Source organism: Agrobacterium cavarae (assembly GCF_004310285.1).
Lineage (GTDB): Bacteria > Pseudomonadota > Alphaproteobacteria > Rhizobiales > Rhizobiaceae > Agrobacterium > Agrobacterium cavarae.
The window spans coordinates 39,579-59,792 of the sequence record NZ_SISF01000032.1 but is presented as its reverse complement, the minus strand read 5'-3'; the positions used below and the strand labels follow the sequence as shown (position 1 = coordinate 59,792).

At 57.7% G+C, this 20,214-nt stretch carries 20 protein-coding genes and 1 tRNA gene; 13 read left to right on the top strand and 8 right to left on the bottom strand.

Annotated elements, in window-relative coordinates; genetic code table 11:
- Positions 1-29 precede the first annotated feature (29 nt).
- Positions 30-638 carry a pyridoxamine 5'-phosphate oxidase family protein gene (locus tag EYC79_RS16300; protein ID WP_130978644.1) on the top strand — a complete coding sequence of 203 codons (609 nt, stop codon included), beginning with the start codon at positions 30-32 and terminating at the stop codon, positions 636-638.
- A gap of 47 nt (positions 639-685) precedes the next feature.
- On the opposite strand, the gene EYC79_RS16295 is transcribed toward EYC79_RS16300, so the two are convergent.
- Positions 686-1,756: a GGDEF domain-containing protein gene (locus EYC79_RS16295; RefSeq protein WP_062424611.1), complete on the bottom strand. Its 1,071-nt coding sequence runs from the start codon at positions 1,754-1,756 to the stop codon at positions 686-688.
- A gap of 263 nt (positions 1,757-2,019) precedes the next feature.
- Positions 2,020-3,411, bottom strand: coding sequence for a class II fumarate hydratase (gene fumC / locus EYC79_RS16290; RefSeq protein ID WP_062424281.1), 1,392 nt, complete (start codon positions 3,409-3,411; stop codon positions 2,020-2,022).
- 420 nt (positions 3,412-3,831) lie between these two features.
- Between fumC and EYC79_RS16285 the strand changes: the two genes are divergently transcribed.
- The 5 genes from EYC79_RS16285 (at position 3,832) to EYC79_RS16265 (ending at position 9,376) form a co-directional block, all read left to right on the top strand.
- The gene (locus EYC79_RS16285) at positions 3,832-5,718 is read left to right on the top strand and encodes a L,D-transpeptidase family protein (protein WP_418123053.1); all 1,887 of its coding nucleotides are present in this window, start codon (positions 3,832-3,834) and stop codon (positions 5,716-5,718) included.
- Between the two features lie 60 nt (positions 5,719-5,778).
- The gene (locus EYC79_RS16280) at positions 5,779-6,708 is read left to right on the top strand and encodes a glutaminase (RefSeq protein ID WP_062424282.1); all 930 of its coding nucleotides are present in this window, start codon (positions 5,779-5,781) and stop codon (positions 6,706-6,708) included.
- 68 nt (positions 6,709-6,776) lie between these two features.
- Entirely contained in the window at positions 6,777-7,655 is an 879-nt protein-coding gene (gene ttcA / locus EYC79_RS16275; protein WP_130978938.1) for a tRNA 2-thiocytidine(32) synthetase TtcA, read from the top strand.
- Between the two features lie 44 nt (positions 7,656-7,699).
- Entirely contained in the window at positions 7,700-8,527 is an 828-nt protein-coding gene (locus EYC79_RS16270) for an inositol monophosphatase family protein (protein WP_130978643.1), read from the top strand.
- Between the two features lie 24 nt (positions 8,528-8,551).
- Positions 8,552-9,376 carry an inositol monophosphatase family protein gene (locus tag EYC79_RS16265; RefSeq protein WP_116493444.1) on the top strand — a complete coding sequence of 275 codons (825 nt, stop codon included), beginning with the start codon at positions 8,552-8,554 and terminating at the stop codon, positions 9,374-9,376.
- A 75-nt stretch (positions 9,377-9,451) separates the two neighbouring features.
- On the opposite strand, the gene EYC79_RS16260 is transcribed toward EYC79_RS16265, so the two are convergent.
- Positions 9,452-10,660, bottom strand: a complete 1,209-nt coding sequence (locus EYC79_RS16260; RefSeq protein WP_062424285.1) for a multidrug effflux MFS transporter — start codon at positions 10,658-10,660, stop codon at positions 9,452-9,454.
- Between the two features lie 137 nt (positions 10,661-10,797).
- Positions 10,798-11,133: a Grx4 family monothiol glutaredoxin gene (gene grxD / locus EYC79_RS16255; RefSeq protein ID WP_062424286.1), complete on the bottom strand. Its 336-nt coding sequence runs from the start codon at positions 11,131-11,133 to the stop codon at positions 10,798-10,800.
- 187 nt (positions 11,134-11,320) lie between these two features.
- On the opposite strand from grxD, the gene EYC79_RS16250 reads away from it, so the two are divergent.
- Positions 11,321-12,037 (top strand): polysaccharide deacetylase family protein, encoded by a 717-nt coding sequence (locus EYC79_RS16250; protein ID WP_130978642.1) that lies wholly within the window; start codon positions 11,321-11,323, stop codon positions 12,035-12,037.
- Positions 12,038-12,049: 12 nt separating this feature from the next.
- Here the strand turns inward: EYC79_RS16250 and EYC79_RS16245 are convergent, their stop codons facing one another.
- Positions 12,050-12,313 carry a hypothetical protein gene (locus EYC79_RS16245; protein ID WP_116493442.1) on the bottom strand — a complete coding sequence of 88 codons (264 nt, stop codon included), beginning with the start codon at positions 12,311-12,313 and terminating at the stop codon, positions 12,050-12,052.
- Between the two features lie 153 nt (positions 12,314-12,466).
- Between EYC79_RS16245 and EYC79_RS16240 the strand changes: the two genes are divergently transcribed.
- Positions 12,467-13,621 carry a hypothetical protein gene (locus EYC79_RS16240; protein WP_116493441.1) on the top strand — a complete coding sequence of 385 codons (1,155 nt, stop codon included), beginning with the start codon at positions 12,467-12,469 and terminating at the stop codon, positions 13,619-13,621.
- A 70-nt stretch (positions 13,622-13,691) separates the two neighbouring features.
- Here EYC79_RS16240 and EYC79_RS16235 read toward each other — a convergent pair whose 3' ends face one another.
- The 3 genes from EYC79_RS16235 to EYC79_RS16225 all read right to left on the bottom strand — a co-directional run bounded on the left by EYC79_RS16235 (position 13,692) and on the right by EYC79_RS16225 (position 17,706).
- On the bottom strand, positions 13,692-13,925 hold the full coding sequence (locus tag EYC79_RS16235) for a BolA family protein (protein WP_003516012.1): 234 nt from the start codon (positions 13,923-13,925) through the stop codon (positions 13,692-13,694).
- A gap of 19 nt (positions 13,926-13,944) precedes the next feature.
- On the bottom strand, positions 13,945-16,179 hold the full coding sequence (gene purL, locus EYC79_RS16230; RefSeq protein ID WP_116493440.1) for a phosphoribosylformylglycinamidine synthase subunit PurL: 2,235 nt from the start codon (positions 16,177-16,179) through the stop codon (positions 13,945-13,947).
- A gap of 114 nt (positions 16,180-16,293) precedes the next feature.
- Positions 16,294-17,706, bottom strand: coding sequence for an aminotransferase-like domain-containing protein (locus EYC79_RS16225; RefSeq protein ID WP_116493439.1), 1,413 nt, complete (start codon positions 17,704-17,706; stop codon positions 16,294-16,296).
- 93 nt (positions 17,707-17,799) lie between these two features.
- Between EYC79_RS16225 and EYC79_RS23505 the strand changes: the two genes are divergently transcribed.
- From EYC79_RS23505 to EYC79_RS16200, 5 genes are all read left to right on the top strand, one after another.
- Positions 17,800-18,093 (top strand): DUF1127 domain-containing protein, encoded by a 294-nt coding sequence (locus EYC79_RS23505; RefSeq protein WP_165457055.1) that lies wholly within the window; start codon positions 17,800-17,802, stop codon positions 18,091-18,093.
- Positions 18,094-18,318: 225 nt separating this feature from the next.
- A tRNA-Glu gene (locus tag EYC79_RS16215) sits at positions 18,319-18,393 on the top strand.
- 89 nt (positions 18,394-18,482) lie between these two features.
- The gene (locus EYC79_RS16210) at positions 18,483-19,064 is read left to right on the top strand and encodes a hypothetical protein (protein WP_116493438.1); all 582 of its coding nucleotides are present in this window, start codon (positions 18,483-18,485) and stop codon (positions 19,062-19,064) included.
- Positions 19,065-19,129: 65 nt separating this feature from the next.
- Complete coding sequence (locus EYC79_RS16205) at positions 19,130-19,573, top strand: VOC family protein (RefSeq protein WP_207773931.1); 444 nt, start codon at positions 19,130-19,132, stop codon at positions 19,571-19,573.
- A gap of 159 nt (positions 19,574-19,732) precedes the next feature.
- Entirely contained in the window at positions 19,733-20,191 is a 459-nt protein-coding gene (locus EYC79_RS16200; RefSeq protein ID WP_404944068.1) for a lipocalin family protein, read from the top strand.
- Positions 20,192-20,214: the final 23 nt, after the last annotated feature.

Sequence of the window (20,214 nt, the reverse complement as noted above, 5' to 3'; positions counted from 1 at the left end):
AAAGACAGCTTAATCGGGAGTGAGGGTTTATGGGAATTATTCGTTCTGTTGAGGAGTTGAAGGCAATCTATGACGGTTGCTCCGAGGCTTCCCTGGTCAAAGTCACGTCAACTCTCACGCCCGAATACCGCAAGATGATCGAGGCGGCACCCTTTCTGGCGCTGGCAACCGTCGGGCCGGAGGGAATGGACTGTTCGCCGCGCGGCGACAAGGGCGGTGTCGTTCGGGTTCAGGATGAGAAAACCGTTCTGCTGCCAGACTGGCGCGGCAACAATCGCGTCGATTCTCTCATGAACATCGTGCGGGACCCGCGTGTAGCCCTGATGTTCCTCGTCCCCGGTTCGACCACCACAATGCGCATCAACGGCAAGGCGGTGGTGTCGGCAGAACCCGCGTTGCTCGCGAGCTTCGTGATGGATGGGAAGAACCCGCGCACGGTGACGGTGGTCACCATCGACGAAGTCTACTTCCAATGTGCCCGTGCGCTGATCCGCTCCGAGCTGTGGAATCTCGAAAACTTCATCGATCCGAAGTCGCTGCCGACACCCGGCGCATTGTTGAAAGCGGCCAAAGCGGATTTCGACAAGGAGACATACGACAAAGAGTGGCCGGAGCGCGCGGCGAAAACCATGTGGTGAAAAGTGCGATTCCCATGAGATCAGCGGCGCGCCGCTGAGCCCGATCCTTACGTCCGGTAGATCAGCCAGCTTTTGCCGGAGTAGTTTTTCTGCATCCCGTCTTCGAACATGATGGTGCGGTTGCGCCCGGACGTCTTGGCATTGTAGAGCGCGACGTCTGAACGGGCGTAGAGTTCGACAGGATTTTGCGCCTGAGAGGCCATTGCGTAACCGATGGAAACGGTAATCTGCCCGTAATCCACGCCGGTCTTCGAGTTTCGGAACGGGGTCTTTTCGAGCGAGAGGCGAATGCGCTCGCACATCTCCCGCACTTCGTCGGCATTCATGTTGTCTACGATGATCGCAAATTCCTCGCCGCCATTTCTGGCCACAAAGATATCCTTACGGACCGACTTGCGGATGACCGATGCAACGCTTGCAAGAATCTTGTCTCCGACGGGGTGGCCGTAAGTATCGTTGACGCGCTTGAAGTTATCGATGTCCAGCAGGATCAGGGACGACAGATGGAGCCCGAAGCTCGTATCGTAGGTCGATGCGAGCCTTTCATCGAAGGCCCGGCGGTTCGACAGACGGGTGAGCGAGTCTGTATTGGCGATGCGCTTGTATTCATCCAGTTCAAGACGAACCTGCTGCATCTCTTCAGCATGTCTGTCCAAGTCTTTGGAACTGCTCTCGCCTTGGGCGATCTTGGTCCCGGTTGCTTCTGAAAGGATCGCGATGGCCGCGCCAACGAGTGAGGTGCTTGTCGCGCTTTTGACCGTGATCCGCTCGCGCGTTTCATCCAGCAGCCGATTGTATTTCTCAAGGCTTGATTGCTCGTGCTTCAAAACAGTGAGCAAGGCGTCCAGCTCGAGATGCAGCTTCTCGTGAACCGTCTCGATGATCTTGCTGTGGCTATGGTTGAAGTAGCGGGTGCCCAGTTCGTCCAGTTCTTCCTGGGTCGCCTTGCTGCCGAGCTGCAGCAGTTCCTTGGAAAGAGCGGGGTTGGAGCCGATGAAGGCTTCGTAGAAAAGATTGTAATTGCGGGGAATGGGCGAGATACCCATGCTGCGCATGGCGTGCAAGATTTGGCTCGCCACGTCTGCTCCGGGAAAATTTTGTGTCGGCCCCGTATTCATGATGTGTCCCCAGATCGTCCCGTTTTTGTTCTGACCGACACGCCTCAACGATGGTTCCCCAACCGATTGTTGATGCTGCATGGAAAGTCGGCGTGTTCTTGGGCGTAGCCTTCTCCGAGAATCGCACGTGAACACGGAATCCAGTTACAGTCTCGCAAAGATTTTATCTACGAAAATTAATGGCTGTAAATAGTATTTCAGAAAAGCCTGAGATGGGGAGTGTGGTCAGACAACGAGTGCGACCCGTTGCCTGACCTTTGTCATTACTTAGGGCCGATCATGTTTTCCGGACGGACGTACTGATCGAATTCCTCGTTCGACAGATATCCGCCACCGACAGCCTCTTCGCGCAGCGTCGTGCCGTTCTTGTGCGCGGTCTTGGCAATCTTGGCGCAGGCGTCATAGCCGAGCTTGGTGTTCAGCGCGGTCACGAGCATGAGCGAGTTCTCCACGCCCTTGCGGATGTTGTCTTCGCGCGCTTCGATGCCGACCACGCAATTGTCGGTGAAGGAAACGGCTGCATCGCCCAGAAGCTGGACGGACTGCAAGAAGTTGTAGGCCATCATCGGGTTATAGACGTTGAGCTCGAAGTGGCCCTGCGATCCTGCGAAGGTGATGGCGGCCTGGTTGCCGAAGATGTGGGCGCAGACCTGGGTCAGCGCCTCGGACTGGGTCGGGTTGACCTTGCCTGGCATGATCGAGGAGCCTGGCTCGTTTTCCGGCAATGCAAGTTCGCCGAGACCGGCGCGTGGGCCGGAACCCAGGAAACGGATATCGTTGGCGATCTTGAAGAGCGCTGCTGCCGCCGCGTTGATCGCGCCATGGGCGAAGACCATCGAGTCATGAGCGGCCAGTGCTTCGAACTTGTTCGGAGCGGTGACGAAGGGCAGGCCGGTGATGGTGGCAATCTCTTCGGCAACCTTTTCGGCAAAGCCGACAGGCGCGTTGAGGCCGGTGCCGACGGCAGTGCCGCCCTGTGCCAGTTCGCAAAGGCCGGGCAGCGTCAGTTCGATACGCTTGATCGATGATGCTACCTGCGCCGCATAGCCGGAAAACTCCTGGCCGAGCGTCAGAGGGGTTGCATCCTGAGTATGGGTGCGGCCGATCTTGATGATGTGGGCAAAGTCCTTCGCCTTCTTGTCGAGCGCGGCATGCAGGTGCTTGAGGCTCGGCAGCAGGTGATGAACGATCTGCTCGGCGCAGGCGATATGCATGGCCGTCGGGTAGGTGTCGTTGGACGACTGGCTCATGTTGACGTGATCGTTCGGGTGAACCGGCTTCTTCGAGCCCATCACGCCGCCTAGCATTTCGATGGCCCGGTTGGAGATCACTTCATTGGCATTCATGTTGGACTGGGTGCCAGAACCCGTCTGCCAGACAACGAGCGGAAAATGCTCGTTCAGCTTGCCATCGATGACTTCCTGAGCCGCCTTGACGATCGTCTCGGCGAGTTGAGCGTCGAGGCCACCGAGCGCCATATTGGCGCGTGCGGCTGCCTGCTTGACGATGCCGAGCGCACGGATGACGGATGTGGGCTGCTTTTCCCAGCCGATCTTGAAGTTACCGAGCGAGCGCTGGGCCTGCGCGCCCCAGTAGCGATCGCTGGCGACTTCGATCGGGCCAAAAGTATCAGTTTCCGTGCGTGTGGCTGTCATCGTTGGTGCCTCTCCATTGTGTTCCGGTGGCAAGGCGGCGTTTCAAGCCGTCTTGCGCGCGGGCCGACATATAGAGCCATCCCGCAACTCTGGAAAGCCTCACGCGCCGCAGGGCGTCAGATTTTGCCGCAGATTCGAAAGTCAATTGACGTGACTTTTGGGTAACGTTCGCAAAAGAGACAATTCCATGGCGCTTCAGGCTTAACAGATGAAAAAACATCTTTCTGCAATGCTTCGAAATTAAAGAGAAATTTAACTATTCCTGCCAAAAATTAAGGAGATTGCCAGAGCTTTTTTGACGAACGGCAGGACAATTCTGGCACGAGATCGGGCTTTGCGCGTTTCCTTTTCAAGCGAAGACCAATCAGCTAGACAGACAATGTTTTATTCGCGCTTCGATGGATGATGGCGCTGGACGCAATGAGGACCAAATTGCAGATCACTTCAGGAAAAAAATCGGCGGCGTTCATACTGGCTCTCGGTGTTTCCGTCTCAGCGGGCATTCCAGCTCCAGCCAGCGCCATCACCCTTATGGATCTGCTTCGTGGCGGTCCTGGTAAGATCGAGCGCGAACGCCAAGACCGTGGCCTTCCAGGCGTCGTCCAGCAAAACGCTCCGGTCGGTGGCGATATCGATCCCGAGCCGACACCGCGCATTTCCGGTCCTCGCTATTACACCTACAAGGCAGATGGCACCCGTGCGGTTGATACGTCGAAGTTCGGCCCGGACTATGCCAGCGTAAAAGTCTCGGCAACGCCTGAGATCGCCAAGGCGCTCGAAGCTTACTATGCTGGCGGCGCAAAACCGATCTGGGTTTCCAATGGCGATATTAACGAGCGCGCGTCTGCCGTTCTCGCCTTCTTCGAAACCGTGGGCGACAGCGGCCTGGACCCGGCCGACTACAGCATCTCAGCTCCCTCTTCCGACGTCACGGCCAGCATCGCCGGTGAGCCTCAGGCCGAAGTCCAGACGGTGAGTGCCACGGAAACCGAGGCCAAGCCTGTCAACCGCGCGATGATGCAGTTTGAGTTGGCCCTCTCCGCAAAGGTTCTTGGCTATGTCCAGGACACGACCCGCGGTCGCATCGATCCAAACAAGCTTTCCGGCTATCACGATTTCAAGCGCAAGACGGTCAATCTTTCGCCGGTTCTGAAGCTTGCAGCATTGAGCCCGGATGTGACGGCCTATCTGAAATCGCGTGAGCCTTCCAACCCGGAATATCAGGCGCTGAAGGCCGAACTGGTCAAGCTTCTTGATGAGGACAAGTCCGGTGAGAACAAGATCGCTGTCCGCTCCGATCTGGTACTGAAGCCCGGCGAAGATAACCCCGAACTTGCCAATGTGGTGAAGGCGATCGAGCATCGCTCGTCCGAGGCGCTGAAGTCGCAGCATGCACCGGCCCTGACGGGCTATCAGCAAACGACGCAGTACACGCCGGAACTGGTCGATCTGGTCAAGGCTTTCCAGAGCGAAAACGGTTTGAAGGCCGATGGCGTGATCGGTCGCGCCACCGTTCGTGCCATGACGGGCGATAGCAACGAGGCGAAGATTGCCAAGCTTGAAGTTGCTATGGAACAGGTTCGCTGGCTGCCGGCAGATCTCGGCGACCGCTATGTGTTCATCAATCAGCCGGCCTTCATGGCCTATTACCATGATCAGGGCAAAGAGCAGTTCGGCATGAAGGTGGTCATCGGTTCGAAGACCAACCAGACCTATTTCTTCCAGGATGAAATCGAGACTGTCGAGTTCAACCCCTATTGGGGCGTTCCGCAGTCCATCATCGTCAACGAAATGCTGCCGAAGCTGCGCAACGATCCATCCTATCTCGATCGCCTCGGCTATGAGGTTTCGGTCAATGGCCGGGCCGTTTCGTCGTCGAGCGTCAATTGGTATGGTTCGACCAACGCGATCTCGGTTCGTCAGCCGCCAAGCAGCGACAATGCGCTGGGCGATCTGAAAATCCTCTTCCCGAACAGCCATGCAATCTACATGCATGACACGCCATCGAAGAGTTTCTTCAACCGCGATATGCGCGCTCTGAGCCATGGTTGTATCCGTCTTGTCGATCCGCGTCGCATGGCAGCGGCCGTTCTCGGCACGACGATTGACAACGTCAACAAGCAGATCGCATCCGGTGAAAATCGCGCAGTGTCCGTGCCGGTGAAAATTCCGGTCTATGTCGCCTACTTTACCGCATGGCCGGACAAGGACGGCAAGGTGCAGTATTTCGACGACGTTTATGATCGCGACAGCTATGTGATGAAGGCGTTCGCCACCACCACCAAGGCGCGCTCAACCTCCATCTGAGGCGGCTGAAACATCTGACAAAAGCGCCCTACGGGCGCTTTTGCTGTATCGGGGCAGGGCATGCAGAACATTCAGACGGTCATCGACTCCATCTATGACGAGATGAAGAACCACCTCGGGGAGGGGAAGGTCGCGGATTATATTCCCGAGCTTGCCAAGATCGATCCGAAACAGTTCGGCATTGCCGTCACCACCGTCGAAGGCGAGACTTTCGTTGCGGGCGATGCCGCCGTTCCTTTTTCGATTCAAAGTATTTCCAAGGTCTTCATGCTGACGCTTGCGCTCGGCAAAGCCGGTGAGTCCGTCTGGAAGCGTGTTGGACGCGAGCCTTCCGGCTCATCGTTCAATTCCATCGTTCAGCTCGAACATGAACACGGTATCCCCCGCAACCCCTTCGTCAATGCGGGTGCAATCGTTGTGACCGACATGGTGCTCGCGGGACACCAGCCGCGAGAGGCCATCGGCGAGTTGCTGCGTTTTGTACGGTACCTCTCCAACGATGATACGGTCTCGATCGACAACACCGTCGCCAAATCCGAGCAGGCCACCGGTTTTCGCAATTTCGCGCTCGCGAATTTTATGCGCAGCTTCGGCAATATCCACCATCCGGTCGACCATACGCTCGGTGTCTACTTCCACCAGTGCGCGCTCTCGATGAACTGCGTTCAGTTGGCACGGGCAGGGCTTTTCCTCGCCAATCGCGGACGCAATCCGCTGACGGGGCACACGGTGGTGTCGGATCGCCGGGCGCGGCGTATCAATGCTCTGATGTTGACCTGCGGCCATTATGATGGGTCGGGCGACTTTGCCTATCATGTCGGTCTTCCCGGCAAGAGTGGTGTCGGCGGGGGCATTCTGGCGGTGGCGCCGGGCAAGGCGTCGATTGCCGTCTGGTCGCCGGGCCTCAACAAGGTCGGTAATTCCGCGCTCGGGTCTGACGCGCTTGAAATGCTGGCGAACCGCATGGGCTGGTCCGTATTCGGGGCTTGATCTTGCGCCTATATGAGGGCATTGCCTGTCATTAACCGCTTTCAAGCGGATCAGACAGCGAGATGACCATGACCATTGCCGCACAGATCGATGACATTCAGGACGCCGGCGAGGTCGAAGAGGCTGGCGGCTCGCATCCGCTCTTTGCCCATGCGCCGCGCTCCGTCTCCTTCAACAAGCTGCGCAAGCGGCTGTTGCGAAACGTGCGACAGGCCTTTGACGATTTCGGCATGTTGAAGGGACAGAAGCGCTGGCTGGTGGGAGTTTCCGGCGGCAAGGACAGCTATGGTCTTCTGGCGCTGCTGCTCGATCTGAAATGGCGCGGGCTTCTGCCTGTCGAACTGATTGCCTGCAATCTCGACCAGGGTCAGCCGAACTTTCCCAAACACATCCTGCCGGACTATCTGACGAAGATCGGCATGCCGCATCGCATCGAATATCGCGACACCTATTCGATCGTGAAAGAGAAAGTCCCTGAGGGTGCGACCTATTGCTCGCTCTGTTCGCGTCTTCGCCGTGGCAATCTCTATCGCATCGCGCGCGAAGAGGGCTGCGACGCGCTACTTCTGGGTCATCACCGCGAAGACATTCTGGAGACCTTCTTCATGAACTTCTTCCATGGCGGCCGGCTTGCTGGCATGCCGGCGAAGCTGATGAATGACGAAGGCGACCTGATGGTGCTGCGCCCGCTTGCCTATTGCGCAGAGGACGACATGGCGAAATTTGCAGCGGCGATGGAGTTCCCCATCATCCCCTGCGATCTTTGCGGTTCCCAAGACGGTTTGCAAAGAAATGCCATGAAGGACATGCTGGCCGATATCGAACGGCGTATGCCCGGTCGCAAGGACGTGATGTTGCGGGCACTCGCACACGTCAATCCCTCGCATCTGCTGGATACAAAGCTCTTCGATTTTTCCGGCCTGACTGTCACGGATCCGTCATCCTAGAGGAATAGGTGAGGCGCATTCCTCACCTGTTCAGATTGTTTTCAATGACCCTTTCCGATTCAGATATCGACTTTCTCGTTGCAACCGTTGCCCATGCCGGTACCAGCGAAATCATGCCGCGCTTTCGCAATCTCAGCGCTTCGGCCATTTCCGAGAAGACATCGGCTGTCGACCTGGTCACGGAAGCGGATGTTCTTGCTGAAAAGCAGATCACTGCAGCCTTGCTGCAGCGTTTCCCGACCGCGCATATCGTTGGCGAAGAAGCCTATGATGCCGACCGTTCCGTTATTCCAGCACTTCGCGATGCGCCGCTTGCCTTCGTGATCGATCCCGTAGACGGCACATTCAACTTCGCCTCCGGTTTTCCAGCCTTCGGAACACTGCTCGCCGTCACCGTCAAAGGTGAAACGGTCGCTGGTGTCATTCATGATCCGGTGATGGGCGACAGCATCGTCTCGGTCAAAGGCGCAGGCGCCGTGCTGAAGCGCGCAAACGGCAGCGAAGCGAAGCTGCGCGTCGCCGAGCCCGTCGGTCTTTCGGACATGGTGGGTATCTTTTCCTGGGGTCACAGCCATCCAGACCGCCGACCGGTGATCGCTGCAAATATGGCCAAGACGAAGATGGCGCTGTCCCTGAATTGCTCGGCGCACGAATATTGGCTGGTGGCAACCGGCAAGCTGCATTTCATCGGTCATGAGAAGCTTATGCCTTGGGACCATCTGGCAGGCGTGCTAACCCATCAGGAGGCGGGCGGCTACACGCTAAAGCTCGATGGCACGCCCTACCGCCCAGGAGATACCGAGGGTGGCATCCTCTCTGCACCCGACAAGGAAAGCTGGAAGATGCTGCGCCGGGACATTCTCGGTCTTTGATCTGAACATGTAAAGGAACCTCTCATGTCCGTCGAACTCGACATCGCCTCGCTTGCCAATGCCCTACAGGAAGCGGCGGCGGTGGAAATCCTCCCGCGTTTCCGAAATCTCGGCGAGGGTGACGTGCGGGTGAAAACCGAGGCCATCGACCTTGTGACAGAGGCAGATGAGGCGGCAGAGCGCTTGATCCGCGCCCGTGTCGCCGAGTTCATGCCCGATGCTCTGTTCGTCGGCGAGGAAGCGGTCGCTGCAGATCCATCGCTTCTGGAGAAGCTTGGGGATGCTGACCTTGCGGTGGTCGTGGACCCAATTGACGGCACCTATAATTTTGCTGCCGGATTGCCGCTGTTCGGCGTGATGCTGAGCGTCGTCTCCAAGGGTGAGACGGTCGCAGGCATCATCTTCGATCCGATGGGCAATGACTGGGTGATCGCGGAGAAGGGCTCCGGTGCCTGGCTTTGCAGCGCCGATGGCTCCCAGACGCAGATGCAGGTGGTTCCGGCGCCTGAACTCTCGCAGATGGTCGGCATCGCCAATACCGGCTACTTCGAGGTCGAGACGCGCCGTCGTCTCTTGAACAATCTTGCCGATGTGAGGCTCTTCACCAGTTACCGTTGTGCAGCGCATGAGTACCGCATCTTCTGCGGCGGCCACATGCACTTTCTGATGTACAACAAGCTGATGCCTTGGGATCACTTGGCTGGCACGCTGATTTCACAGGAGGCGGGCGCCTACGCGGCACGCTTCGACGGATCTCCATATCTGCCAAACCATGTGAGCGGCGGCTTGCTGCTGGCCCCTGACAAAGAGACATGGACCGTGTTGCGCGAGAAGATCTTCACGGTTTGATCGACTGAACGACGGCACAAAAAAGGCGCGGTTGTCATGGCAGCCGCGCCTTTTCTTTATCTTCGGAGGGCTGCCTCAGTGCGTCGGCTTGTTGTGAGCCTGGAACAGCGTGCCCTTTTCGCCGATCAAAACGAACACAAGGCCGATAATGGAGACGATGAAGAAGCCGCTGACCATGGGCAGCGCCGTGCCATTGAAAGCCTGACCGATGCCGGCGCCTATCAGTGAGCCGCCCACCGTTCCGAGAAAGCCGATCACGGACGAGGCTGTCCCGGCCACGTGACCAAGCGGCTCCATGGCAAGGGAGTTGAAGTTCGAGCCAATCAAACCGAACTGGAACATCGACAGACCGAACATCACGATGAAGAGCGCAAACGGCATTGGCTGCGGACCGAGGATCATCATCAGCAGCCAGATGAAGTTGATGCCGATGAAGCCCAGCAGGGAGCCGTGTGACAGCTTGCGCATGCCGTAACGTCCGACGAGCTTGGAGTTCAGGAAGGACGACAGCGACATGAATAGCGCGACAGCGGCGAAGGCGGCTGCAAACCAGGCGCCGAGATCGTAGATGCCCTTATAGACTTGTTCGGCCGAGTTGATGAAGCCGAACAGTGCCCCGAAGATGATCATGCTGGCGATCGTGTAACAGAGCGCAACACGGTTGGTCAGAACGATCTTGAAGCCGGTAAGGACGGATGAGACAGTCAGCGGGCGCACGTCCTCGGGCCGTAGCGTTTCGGGAAGCCGAATGTACATCCAGACCGTCACGACGGCAGCGATCGCGGCCATGAAGCCGAAAATGAGGTGCCAGTCACCAAAGAACAGCACAATCTGACCTGTGCCGGGTGCGATGACCGGGACCACCATGAACACCATCATGATCAGCGACATGACTTCGGCCATCTGACGCCCGCCATAGATATCGCGAACGATGGAAACGGTGATGACGCGTGTCGCCGCAGAGCCGATACCCTGGATAAACCGAAGTGCCAGAAGGCCGGCAAAGCTCGGCACAAAGATCACGGCGATGGACGACAGGATATAGACGCCAAGGCCAAACAGCATCGGCTTGCGGCGCCCGAAGCGATCCGCAAGCGGGCCGTAGAAGAGCTGGGCGATACCGAAGCCGAGCAGGTAGGCAGAGACGACATATTGTCGATGGTTCTCGTTATCGACGCCAAGCGATGCACCGATTTCCTGCAGGCCAGGAAGCATGATGTCGATGGCAAGAGCATTAAGCGCCATCAGCATGGCAGCCAGCCCGATGAATTCCGCGCGCCCCATGGTCCCTGCGGGCGAAGCGGTCGTTTGTGGTTGATGTGTCACAGGATTGCCTCAAAAAGAACGGCAAAGGCGTTGCATGACGCAACGCCTGGCATAGTTTTCTGACAATCAGGGTGGGCCGGATGAACCGGCCGAAATCAGGCCGCGCCGCGGACGCTGATACCCTGCTCTTGGAATTGGCTTTGAAGTTCGCCGGACTGGAACATTTCTCTTACGATATCGCAGCCGCCGAGGAATTCACCCTTGACGTAGAGCTGAGGGATCGTCGGCCAGTTGGAATAGTCCTTGATGCCCTGACGGATGTCGGCATCGGCAAGGACGTTGACGCCCTTATAGTCCACGCCGAGATAATCGAGAATCTGGACCACCTGTCCGGAGAAACCGCACTGCGGAAACTGGGGCGTGCCCTTCATGAAAAGAACGATGTCGTTGCTCTTCACTTCGTTGTCGATCAGGTCGTGAATGCCGCTCATGGCTGTATTCCTTTCACATGCGGGTCAAGGCCGCTGCTTCGTTCGCTCTTAAATAACATGGAATATCGTTATTTCCAGTCGCAAAGGCGAAAAAACCAAGGGCGGTCGGAATTGGAACAGACAGTCATGATGCTGCCCCGAAGGTGTGGTGCCCTGATGCTCCATTCAACCAACGCCGAGGCCCGACATGCGCAAATTTGGTGTTTGGATCATCGCGCTGGTGGTGATCCTGCTCTTAGTGTTTGGGCTGTTCCAACTGAGCAAGGCGCGTGGCTATCAGCTGTTTGGAACGATCGTGCCGCGGGTGGAGACGAACGAGCCCCTCGTGGCGCTCACTCTCGATGACGGCCCCACACTTCGCTATACGCGCGACGTCTTGAACCTGCTGGATGGAAAGAACGTCAAGGCGACATTCTTTCTTACGGGTCGGGAAATGGAGGAAACGCCAGCGCTCGCGGCCGATATCGTCCGGCGCGGTCACGAGATCGGCAATCACTCCTTCTCCCATTCCAATATGAGCCTGATGGGTTTCGACAAGGTGCGCTACGAGATCGAGCGAACGGATCGCGCCATTCGTGCGGCGGGATATCAGGGAGAGATCTATTTTCGGCCACCCTACGGCAAGAAGCTGCTGACCCTGCCTTGGTATTTATCGCAGACCGGGCGAACCTCGATCACCTGGGATGTCGAGCCGGAATCCTACCCAGACATCGCCGAGGATGCAGATGCGATCGCGGAGTATGTGATCCAGAACGCCAAGAACGGCTCGATCATTCTGCTGCATGTCATGTATCGAAGGCGCGAAGCGTCCCGCCAGGCTTTACCCAAGATCATCGATGGTTTGCGGGAGCGCGGCTTCCAGTTTGTCACCGTGTCGGAGCTGATGAAGCACCAACAGAAGTGACATGAATTGCAGCTATCTCGCGCGTTGCTTGCTGCGCGCGCCAGCGGTCCGGCGTTTACTCACCTGCCTCTTGGCGGGCGTCCGCTTTTTCTTTCGCGCGGGTTTTTCGCCGAGGGCCGCCTCCAGAATGCCGCCAAGGATACCGCCGTCAAGCGATGTACCGGCTTTCGCCTTTCCTCTTGCCCGTCGTGTCTTCCGAACGCCTGTCTTCGACAGGATCTCCGATATGGCGCCTTTCACGACACTCCCGATGATCTGATCAACGATTTTCGACAAGATCTTCTCCGCTCCGCAACAAAATCCTCTGGGCCGCTTATGATATAAAACATAATTAAGCCACGGTGTTTACTATATGGGCGACACCCATTGTATCAAGCGATCCTTTTGGGCTCTTCGCAACCTTCAGGTTTTGAACCCTTGGCTCGTTTTATGGCGTCTGTCTCCTCACGTCTCGTTTTCTACTTCCCCGGCTTCGATCCTTTGGATGCTGCCGCCCATCACCGTCGTTATGAGCGGAGTGCCGCTCAATCCGGCAAGACCTTTGGTCTCGACTATGGGGTCGGTCCGGTTCAAGAGGTTGAAGCTGGTAGTCGTGTGGAGGCGGTCTCGATCTCCGACGGCCAGGAGACGAAGAGCACCATCTATATTCATGATCATAACAGCATCATCTCGGACTTAAGAGCGCCTCCCACCTGGAAGCAGATCCTGCTCGGCTTCAAGGCCGGGGCCGAGATTATCACCAGCGGTGCGGCATTCCGATACTTTCGTCACGCCTGGCGTTTCGGCCTGTTTTTTCTTTTTCCCTATCTACTCATCTTCACGGGTCTGCTGCTCGCGGCGTTGATCGCCGTGTCGCCGCTGCTGCTGCATGTTTCGCCGTTCCTCTGTCTTTTGAGTGTGCCAGCCGCGTGGCTGTTCTTCGACAAGGGCGTCATCCCGTTCTCGGGGCGATTTCACACCTTGCATCTCTTTGCCGACTGGCGGTTCGCGCTGATGGTGGGCCGCGACGAGCCGGTCGCGCGTGCCTGGATCGAGGACAAGGCGCAGAAGGTCCTGCTCGCTCTCCAAACATCCTCAGATGAGGTGCTGTTTGTATCGCACAGCATGGGCGCGAGCCTGGCGCTGGCGGTGGCGGGGCGTGTGCTGGAATTGAAACCGGATGCGTTTGATAGACGCAATGTCTCTTTCGTGACTTTGGGCGGTGCAGCACTCCAATGCGCTTTCATTGCCAAAGCCACGCGCCTTCGCGACAGCATCGGGACGCTTGCGCGCCACGGCGAGGTGACATGGTTCGATATCCAGTGTCTGTCCGATCCCATCCATCTCTACAAATGCAATACGGCGCACCTGACCGGGCATGGCGATGCTGGCCAGCCCAAGATCGTGCGGATCAAATTCAAGCACTCGCTTTCGGACGAGCGCTATCGCAAGAACAAGCTGAACTTTCTGCGCATGCATCGCCAATATGTACTGGGGTCGGACCGAAAGTCCGGCTTCGACTTTACGCTGCTGACAGCCGGTCCGCTGCCGGCCGCATCCTTTGTCGGCCTGAAGTCCGACGTGCCGCCGGCGGCGTTCCAATAAACACAATGCCGTAACAAAAGGCCCGCGTGACAAGCATCACGCGGGCCTTTTGTTGATCAGCGAAAGAGCTTTACTCAGGCGCGGAGGTCTGCAGCGCCAAAGCGTGCAGGACGCCACCCATATTGCCCTTCAATGCGTCATAGACCATCTGGTGCTGCTGCACGCGCGTCTTGCCCTTGAAGGCGTCCGCCACGACTTCAGCGGCATAGTGATCGCCGTCACCGGCCAGATCGCGGATGGTGACCTTTGCTCCGGGAATTCCAGCCTTAATCATGTCTTCAATGTCGCCGGGCTTCATGGGCATGGTGTCTACTCCTCAATTCTTATTCTGCTGCGACGAGTGTCTCGCCGTCCATGAACTGAGGGAACCACGATTCATGGGCATTGCGCAATTCTTTAATCTCGACCGCGCGCGCCGTACCCAGCTTTACCGAAGCGCCGCCGGTCTTGCCGATAACGGCGAGAGAAACGCCTGCCGAAGCAGCCTGCGCCTTGACGGTTTCGAGATCGGACTGCTTGACGGTCAGGACATAACGGCCCTGATCTTCGCCGTAGAAAGCCAGGATCGGGTTGTTGCCGGATACCGTGTCGATCGTCGCGCCGATGTCCGATGCCATCGCCATTTCGGCAATCGCTAGAGCGAGGCCGCCGGAGGAGCAATCGTGAACCGCGCTCGTCAGGCCTGCTGTGATGACGGTGCGAACAAAGTCGCCGGTCTTCTTTTCGTTGTCCAGATCGACATGCGGGGCAGGGCCGTCGATGCGGCCATGAATGTCGCGCATGTAAACCGACTGGGCAATGTGGGTACCAAGTCCCTCAGGCGCGCCGGCGAGCAGGATGACCTCGTCCGCTGCAGCAAAGCGAATACGCGCCATTTTCGACCAGTCCTTCAGAAGGCCGACGCCGCCGATGGTTGGTGTCGGTAGGATAGCCTGGCCGTTGGTCTCGTTGTAGAGTGAGACGTTGCCCGATACGATCGGGAATTCCAGCACCTTGCAGGCTTCGCCGATACCCTTGATGGCATGGACGAGCTGGCTCATGATCTCCGGCTTTTCGGGATTGCCGAAGTTCAGGTTATCGGTTGCCGCCAGTGGCAGTGCGCCGGTAGCGGTGATGTTGCGCCAGCATTCGGCCACAGCCTGCTTGCCGCCTTCGAAGGCGTCTGCTTCCACATAGCGCGGAGTGACGTCGGAGGAGAAGGCAAGCGCCTTCGTCTCATGGCCCTCGACACGCACAACGCCCGCGTCGCCGCCCGGCAGCTGCAGCGAGTTGCCCTGGATCAGCGTGTCATATTGTTCGTAAACCCAGCGGCGCGATGAATTGTTGGCAGAGCCGACAAGCTTCATGAGCGCATCTGCAATATCGGTGTCCGGAATGTCGTTTTCGGAAAGCGGCGCGGAGACCTTTGCCGGCGTCCAGGGACGGTCATATTCCGGTGCCTGATCGCCCAGTTCCTTGATCGGCAGATTGGCGACTTCCTCGCCATTGTGCAGAACGCGGAAGCGCAGATCGTCGGTGGTCTTGCCGACGATGGCGAAGTCCAGTCCCCACTTGACGAAGATCGCCTTGGCGACCTCTTCCTTGGAGGGCTCGAGAACCATGAGCATACGCTCCTGGCTTTCGGACAGCATCATTTCGTAGGCGGTCATACGCTCTTCGCGGACCGGAACCTGATCGAGGTTTAGCTCAATGCCGAGATCGCCCTTGGCGCCCATTTCGACGGCGGAGCAGGTGAGACCGGCGGCACCCATGTCCTGAATGGCGATGACGGCACCCGTCTTCATCAGTTCCAGGCAGGCTTCTAGCAGGCACTTCTCGGTGAAGGGATCGCCCACCTGAACGGTCGGACGCTTCTCTTCGATAGACTCGTCGAACTCCGCAGAGGCCATCGTTGCACCACCGACGCCGTCACGACCGGTCTTGGCGCCGAGATAGACGACAGGAAGACCAACGCCCTTGGCTTCCGACAGGAAGATGGCATCGGACTTTGCCAGACCGGCTGCGAAGGCGTTGACGAGGATGTTGCCGTTGTATCGCGGATCGAACTCGACTTCGCCGCCCACCGTCGGAACGCCGAAGGAGTTGCCGTATCCGCCCACACCGGCAACGACGCCTGCCACAAGGTGGCGGGTCTTTGGGTGGTCAGGAGCGCCGAAACGCAGCGCATTCATCGCGGCGATCGGGCGCGCACCCATGGTGAAGACGTCACGCAGAATGCCGCCGACGCCGGTTGCCGCACCCTGATAGGGCTCGATATAGGAAGGGTGGTTGTGGCTCTCCATCTTGAAGACGACGCAGTCGCCATCGTCGATGTCCACCACGCCGGCATTCTCGCCAGGCCCCTGGATGACGCGCGGACCTTTGGTCGGCAGCGTCTTCAGCCACTTCTTCGACGACTTGTAGGAGCAGTGCTCGTTCCACATGGCGGAGAAGATGCCAAGTTCGGTAAAGGTCGGCTCGCGTCCGATCAGGTCGAGAATGCGCTGATATTCATCGGGCTTCAGCCCGTGGGATGCAACGAGTTCCGGGGTGATCTGAATATGATTTGGAAGTGTCATAGGTCTCACGGGGTTCGAGCCGGTACGGTAATTTCCGGTTCTTTACCCTAAGACATGCATTCTTGCGATAGGAAAATGCCTCGGCAGGCTTTCAATTCAGCGTCTTCGTCGCCTCTATTCAATGCTGTCGTAGCCCGCAGAACCGTTGTCGAGCAGCCTTCTGAGGACACCGAGCCCGCGTTTTAATTCGTCATGGGTCTTGGGCAGCGAAAAGCTGATCCGCACCCGATGGAAGATCCGGTCGGTTCTGGCTGGCTTGAACTCGTCTTCATCGTCGATCAGGACATTCTCGTTCATTGCCGCATTCCGGAAGGTGCCGGAAAGCCAGGGTTCGGGAAGTTTCACCCAGACGAAAGCGATGCCCGGTGCGCTATTGAAATCCACCCCCTTCAAGGTTTCGCTGACGATGGCTTTTCGCGCCTCGATCTCCTCTATGCATCCCTTTCGGATGCCCTCCGCATCGCCGCTGATCACCAGTCGCGCGGAGAGCTCCGCCATCAGAAAGGGAATGCCACCAGTCAGCATCTTGTGAGCCACGCGAATGCGCGTGACGAAGGCGGGCGGGCAAGCCACCCAGCCGCCACGCAAGCCCGCGCTGACCGATTTTGAAAGGCCGTTCACCAGGAACGTTCTGTCCGGCGCAAGTTCGGCGATCAGCGGCAGGGGGTTGCCGGTCATCGCACCGTAGAGATTGTCTTCGACGATCCAGACATTGTGGCGATGGGCGATCTCGACGATTGCCTTGCGGCGCTCAAGCGGGAGTGTTGAGCAGGTCGGATTTTGACCGGCAGGCATCAGAAAAACGATCTTCGGGTGCTGCTGTGCGCAGATCCGTTCGAACTCGTCCGGGATGATGCCATCGGCATCAATATCTACGATCGATATCCGCCGGCCGGAAAGCGATGCGGCGCGGCTGATTTGCGAATAGGTGACGGGTTCGAAGACAATACGGTCGCCAGGCGCGGTCATGGCGGTGATGATGCTCATCACGCCCGCATGGGCGCCAAGCGTTGTGACGACATGTTCCGGCTTGGGAGACCAGCCTTGATGGGAAAGCCACCTTGCCCCGGCTTCCGCCCAGAAGGATGGGAAGGAGCGGGTGTAGTCCATGATCTCGGACGGCTTCTCCCTGACAATCTCGGTCACATGCGATGCGATGACCTCCTGCTGGCCATTGTCTGGCGCGGCGGTGCCATTGAAGGCGATCTGTCCGGGCGCCGCCAATGATACCCTGGTGCCGCCGAAGGGGCTTTCGACTGCCTTCTGCGCCGCCTCTGCAGGCTTGCGGTCATTCACATAGGTTCCGCGACCAACTTCGCCGCTGACGAGGCCACGCTCGTGAATTAGCGAGTAGGCTCGGCTAATGGTGCCGATCGTAACCCCCAGGTCGAAGGCGAGATTTCGTTGCGGCGGTAGTTTTGTGCCCGGAGCAAGAACGCCATCTTCAATCGCAGATTCGATATGGTCGGCAAGGCGGACATAGATTGGGCCGGAGCCCTCGGCGAGGTTTGGAAGCCAATTTGTCATGGTGACAATATATGCATTGTACCCCCATATATGTCAATTGTATTGATTGTCTCCAAGATCAAGCAGAGGGCAGAACGCCAGGCAGGTACAATCATGCGCAGGATGGAAGAATATCTAGCAGTAGCGGAACAAGAGAGCATTGAGCCGACAACGGCGAGGTTTGTCCGCGATCAGATGACACCCGCCCGGCTTTTTGTGCCGACGGAAACGCAAAGCGTTCTTGCCCGCGTGTTGCAGCGCCTCGCCTTCTGGTATGTCAAACGGCAAAGCCGGCTGAGCCTCTATGATCTTTCCCCTGAACAACTCGCAGATATCGGGCTGTCCCGGACGGAAGCCTATGAGGAGACCAGAAAGGCGTTCACATTGAGCTGGACGCGTTTTCTCTGAGGACCTGCTTCTCGATGCGGATACGCATCGAGATGAGAAGCCCGCAGCACCTGTCCCAACCGGTGCAGCGGGCTTTTTGCTATCGAACAAGCTTTTGTTTTGAATAGGTAATCCTTGTTATTCAGGGCGTTGCGACTGCGATGTCATTTTTTTGTCAAATCCTGCATTTTACCGCTTGCGGTATCGAAAACCTCTGACTATAAGGGCGCCACAAACCAAGCGCACGCGCCCTTCGTCTATCGGTTAGGACGTCAGATTTTCATTCTGAAAAGAGGGGTTCGACTCCCCTAGGGCGTGCCACTTGGCTTTGTAATCCCCCTCAAAATTGCCTTTCTCAACATCTATTCGTCGCGTTTCTTGTTGCCTGATCGAACTGCACGAGGACGCTCATGACTGCCCGATTGTCTCTCATCGGCGGATCTTCCCATGCCGGGAAATCGACGCTGGGCGAGGTCGTCGCCAACTATCTCGGTTGTCGTTGCATTTCGACCGACAGTCTGGCGAAGCATCCTGGACGGCCCTGGCGCGATCCGCCTGAGCTACCGCCACCGCATGTCGTTGAACATTATCGCGATCTGGCGCTGGATCAGATGATGCAATCCGTGCTCGCCCATTATCGCTCCATGTGGAGCCCACTCGTGCTGCCGCTGATCGAGAGCGGAGAGCGTCTTGTCTTAGAGGGCTCAGCACTTCTGCCGGAACTCGTTTCGCAGTTGGATATACAGCATGTGCGGGCAATTTGGCTTGTCGCTGCCGAGGGCGTGCTGGAGCGCCGGATCACAGCAGAGAGCGATTATGAGTCGCGCGATCCCGATGCACGGTTTCTGATCGACAAGTTTGCCCAACGGGCGGTCGCGTTCAATCGCTTCGTCGGCGAGGAGGCATCACGTCTCTCCTTGCAAAAGATTGAGGTGGGTCGCGAGACCTTGGTCAACGAACTGCTCCAGCTTTGCCTGGAAGAACCCAAGTAAGGTTTGCAGTTGACCCTGTCCGCCATTGCGTGATGTTTGTGAGCGTCATTCTGAGAGGATTTTTCGTGACATCGAATGTACCGTTTTCGCTTGTGGGAATAGATCACGTCGTGCTGCTGGTCGACGACATGGAAAAGGCGCTCGCCTTCTACCATGAGGTGCTGGGATGCCGGCCCGGCTATTCCTATCCGGCACTCGGCATGGAGCAGGTCTGGTGCGGCGCGTCGCTGATCGTTTTGTGGGATATCACTCACCCAGGCGGCCAAAAGGCTGCGCCACCGGTGGCCGGTGGACGAAATGTCGATCATATCTGCATCGCGACGGGACCGTTTGAGCACGATGCGTTGCGAGTACATCTTGAACATCATGGCGTGATCATCGAGCGTGAGGCGATGCATGGCGGAGCACGTGGACTGGGGCATTCCTTTTATATCCGCGATCCTTTCGGTAATTTGTTGGAGGTGAAGGGACCGGCAGAATATCCGGATGGTCGCGCTGTGACCGCCTGATCCTCATCACCATCTTGTTGATGCAACCGCTCTGGAAGCCAAGCGTTTCCGGCAACACCTTTGCGGAGAACCAGCATGAACACACTGCTTCGATGGGCCAGCGCAGGCCTCGTCTCGTGCGCCTTGGGTATTAGCGTCTTTTCCCCAGCGCAGGCCGAGATGGCGAAAGTGCCAGCGGTTGCGCAGACCGACATGTCGCACTACCGCGGGAAGTGGCTTGAAATTGGCAGAACACCCATGTGGCTGACCGATGGCTGCGTGGCGGGCTATTCGATCTATAAGCCCGGTTCCTCGCCCGGGCAGGTGCTGGTTGAAGATGGATGCCGCGAAGGATCGCCGACCGGAAAGCTAAAGACGGTCGAGGGTATTGGGACGATAACGGACGCGAAAACGACCAAGGCGAAGATGCGGGTTCGCTATCCGCTCTTCATCACCTTCAATTACTGGGTGCTCTACAATTCGCCGGACAAGACGTGGTTTGTCAGCGCAACGCCGGACATGGAGAATCTGTGGATTTATTCTCGCTCCGTTCCGTCTAAAGCCAAGCTGGCTGTGATGGTCAGGAAAGCAAAGGAACTCGGCTATGATACCTCGAAGCTCGAGTTTCCTGAGTTTTGATGTCGCCAATTGTTGGGCGGCGT

Excerpts from the sequence above, each read along its gene's own strand:
- EYC79_RS16200 (WP_404944068.1), top strand. The coding sequence starts at position 19,733 with ATGGCGAAAGTGCCAGCGGTTGCGCAGACCGACATGTCGCACTACCGC.
- EYC79_RS16240 (WP_116493441.1), top strand. The coding sequence starts at position 12,467 with ATGGCGTCTGTCTCCTCACGTCTCGTTTTCTACTTCCCCGGCTTCGAT.
- EYC79_RS16295 (WP_062424611.1), bottom strand. The coding sequence starts at position 1,756 with ATGAATACGGGGCCGACACAAAATTTTCCCGGAGCAGACGTGGCGAGC.
- EYC79_RS16300 (WP_130978644.1), top strand. The coding sequence starts at position 30 with ATGGGAATTATTCGTTCTGTTGAGGAGTTGAAGGCAATCTATGACGGT.
- ttcA (WP_130978938.1), top strand. The coding sequence starts at position 6,777 with ATGACCATTGCCGCACAGATCGATGACATTCAGGACGCCGGCGAGGTC.
- EYC79_RS16225 (WP_116493439.1), bottom strand. The coding sequence starts at position 17,706 with ATGACAAATTGGCTTCCAAACCTCGCCGAGGGCTCCGGCCCAATCTAT.
- EYC79_RS16270 (WP_130978643.1), top strand. The coding sequence starts at position 7,700 with ATGACCCTTTCCGATTCAGATATCGACTTTCTCGTTGCAACCGTTGCC.
- EYC79_RS16235 (WP_003516012.1), bottom strand. The coding sequence starts at position 13,925 with ATGCCCATGAAGCCCGGCGACATTGAAGACATGATTAAGGCTGGAATT.
- fumC (WP_062424281.1), bottom strand. The coding sequence starts at position 3,411 with ATGACAGCCACACGCACGGAAACTGATACTTTTGGCCCGATCGAAGTC.
- grxD (WP_062424286.1), bottom strand. The coding sequence starts at position 11,133 with ATGAGCGGCATTCACGACCTGATCGACAACGAAGTGAAGAGCAACGAC.
- EYC79_RS16285 (WP_418123053.1), top strand. The coding sequence starts at position 3,832 with ATGAGGACCAAATTGCAGATCACTTCAGGAAAAAAATCGGCGGCGTTC.
- purL (WP_116493440.1), bottom strand. The coding sequence starts at position 16,179 with ATGACACTTCCAAATCATATTCAGATCACCCCGGAACTCGTTGCATCC.
- EYC79_RS23505 (WP_165457055.1), top strand. The coding sequence starts at position 17,800 with ATGCGCAGGATGGAAGAATATCTAGCAGTAGCGGAACAAGAGAGCATT.
- EYC79_RS16265 (WP_116493444.1), top strand. The coding sequence starts at position 8,552 with ATGTCCGTCGAACTCGACATCGCCTCGCTTGCCAATGCCCTACAGGAA.
- EYC79_RS16250 (WP_130978642.1), top strand. The coding sequence starts at position 11,321 with ATGCGCAAATTTGGTGTTTGGATCATCGCGCTGGTGGTGATCCTGCTC.
- EYC79_RS16260 (WP_062424285.1), bottom strand. The coding sequence starts at position 10,660 with ATGGGGCGCGCGGAATTCATCGGGCTGGCTGCCATGCTGATGGCGCTT.
- EYC79_RS16280 (WP_062424282.1), top strand. The coding sequence starts at position 5,779 with ATGCAGAACATTCAGACGGTCATCGACTCCATCTATGACGAGATGAAG.
- EYC79_RS16210 (WP_116493438.1), top strand. The coding sequence starts at position 18,483 with ATGACTGCCCGATTGTCTCTCATCGGCGGATCTTCCCATGCCGGGAAA.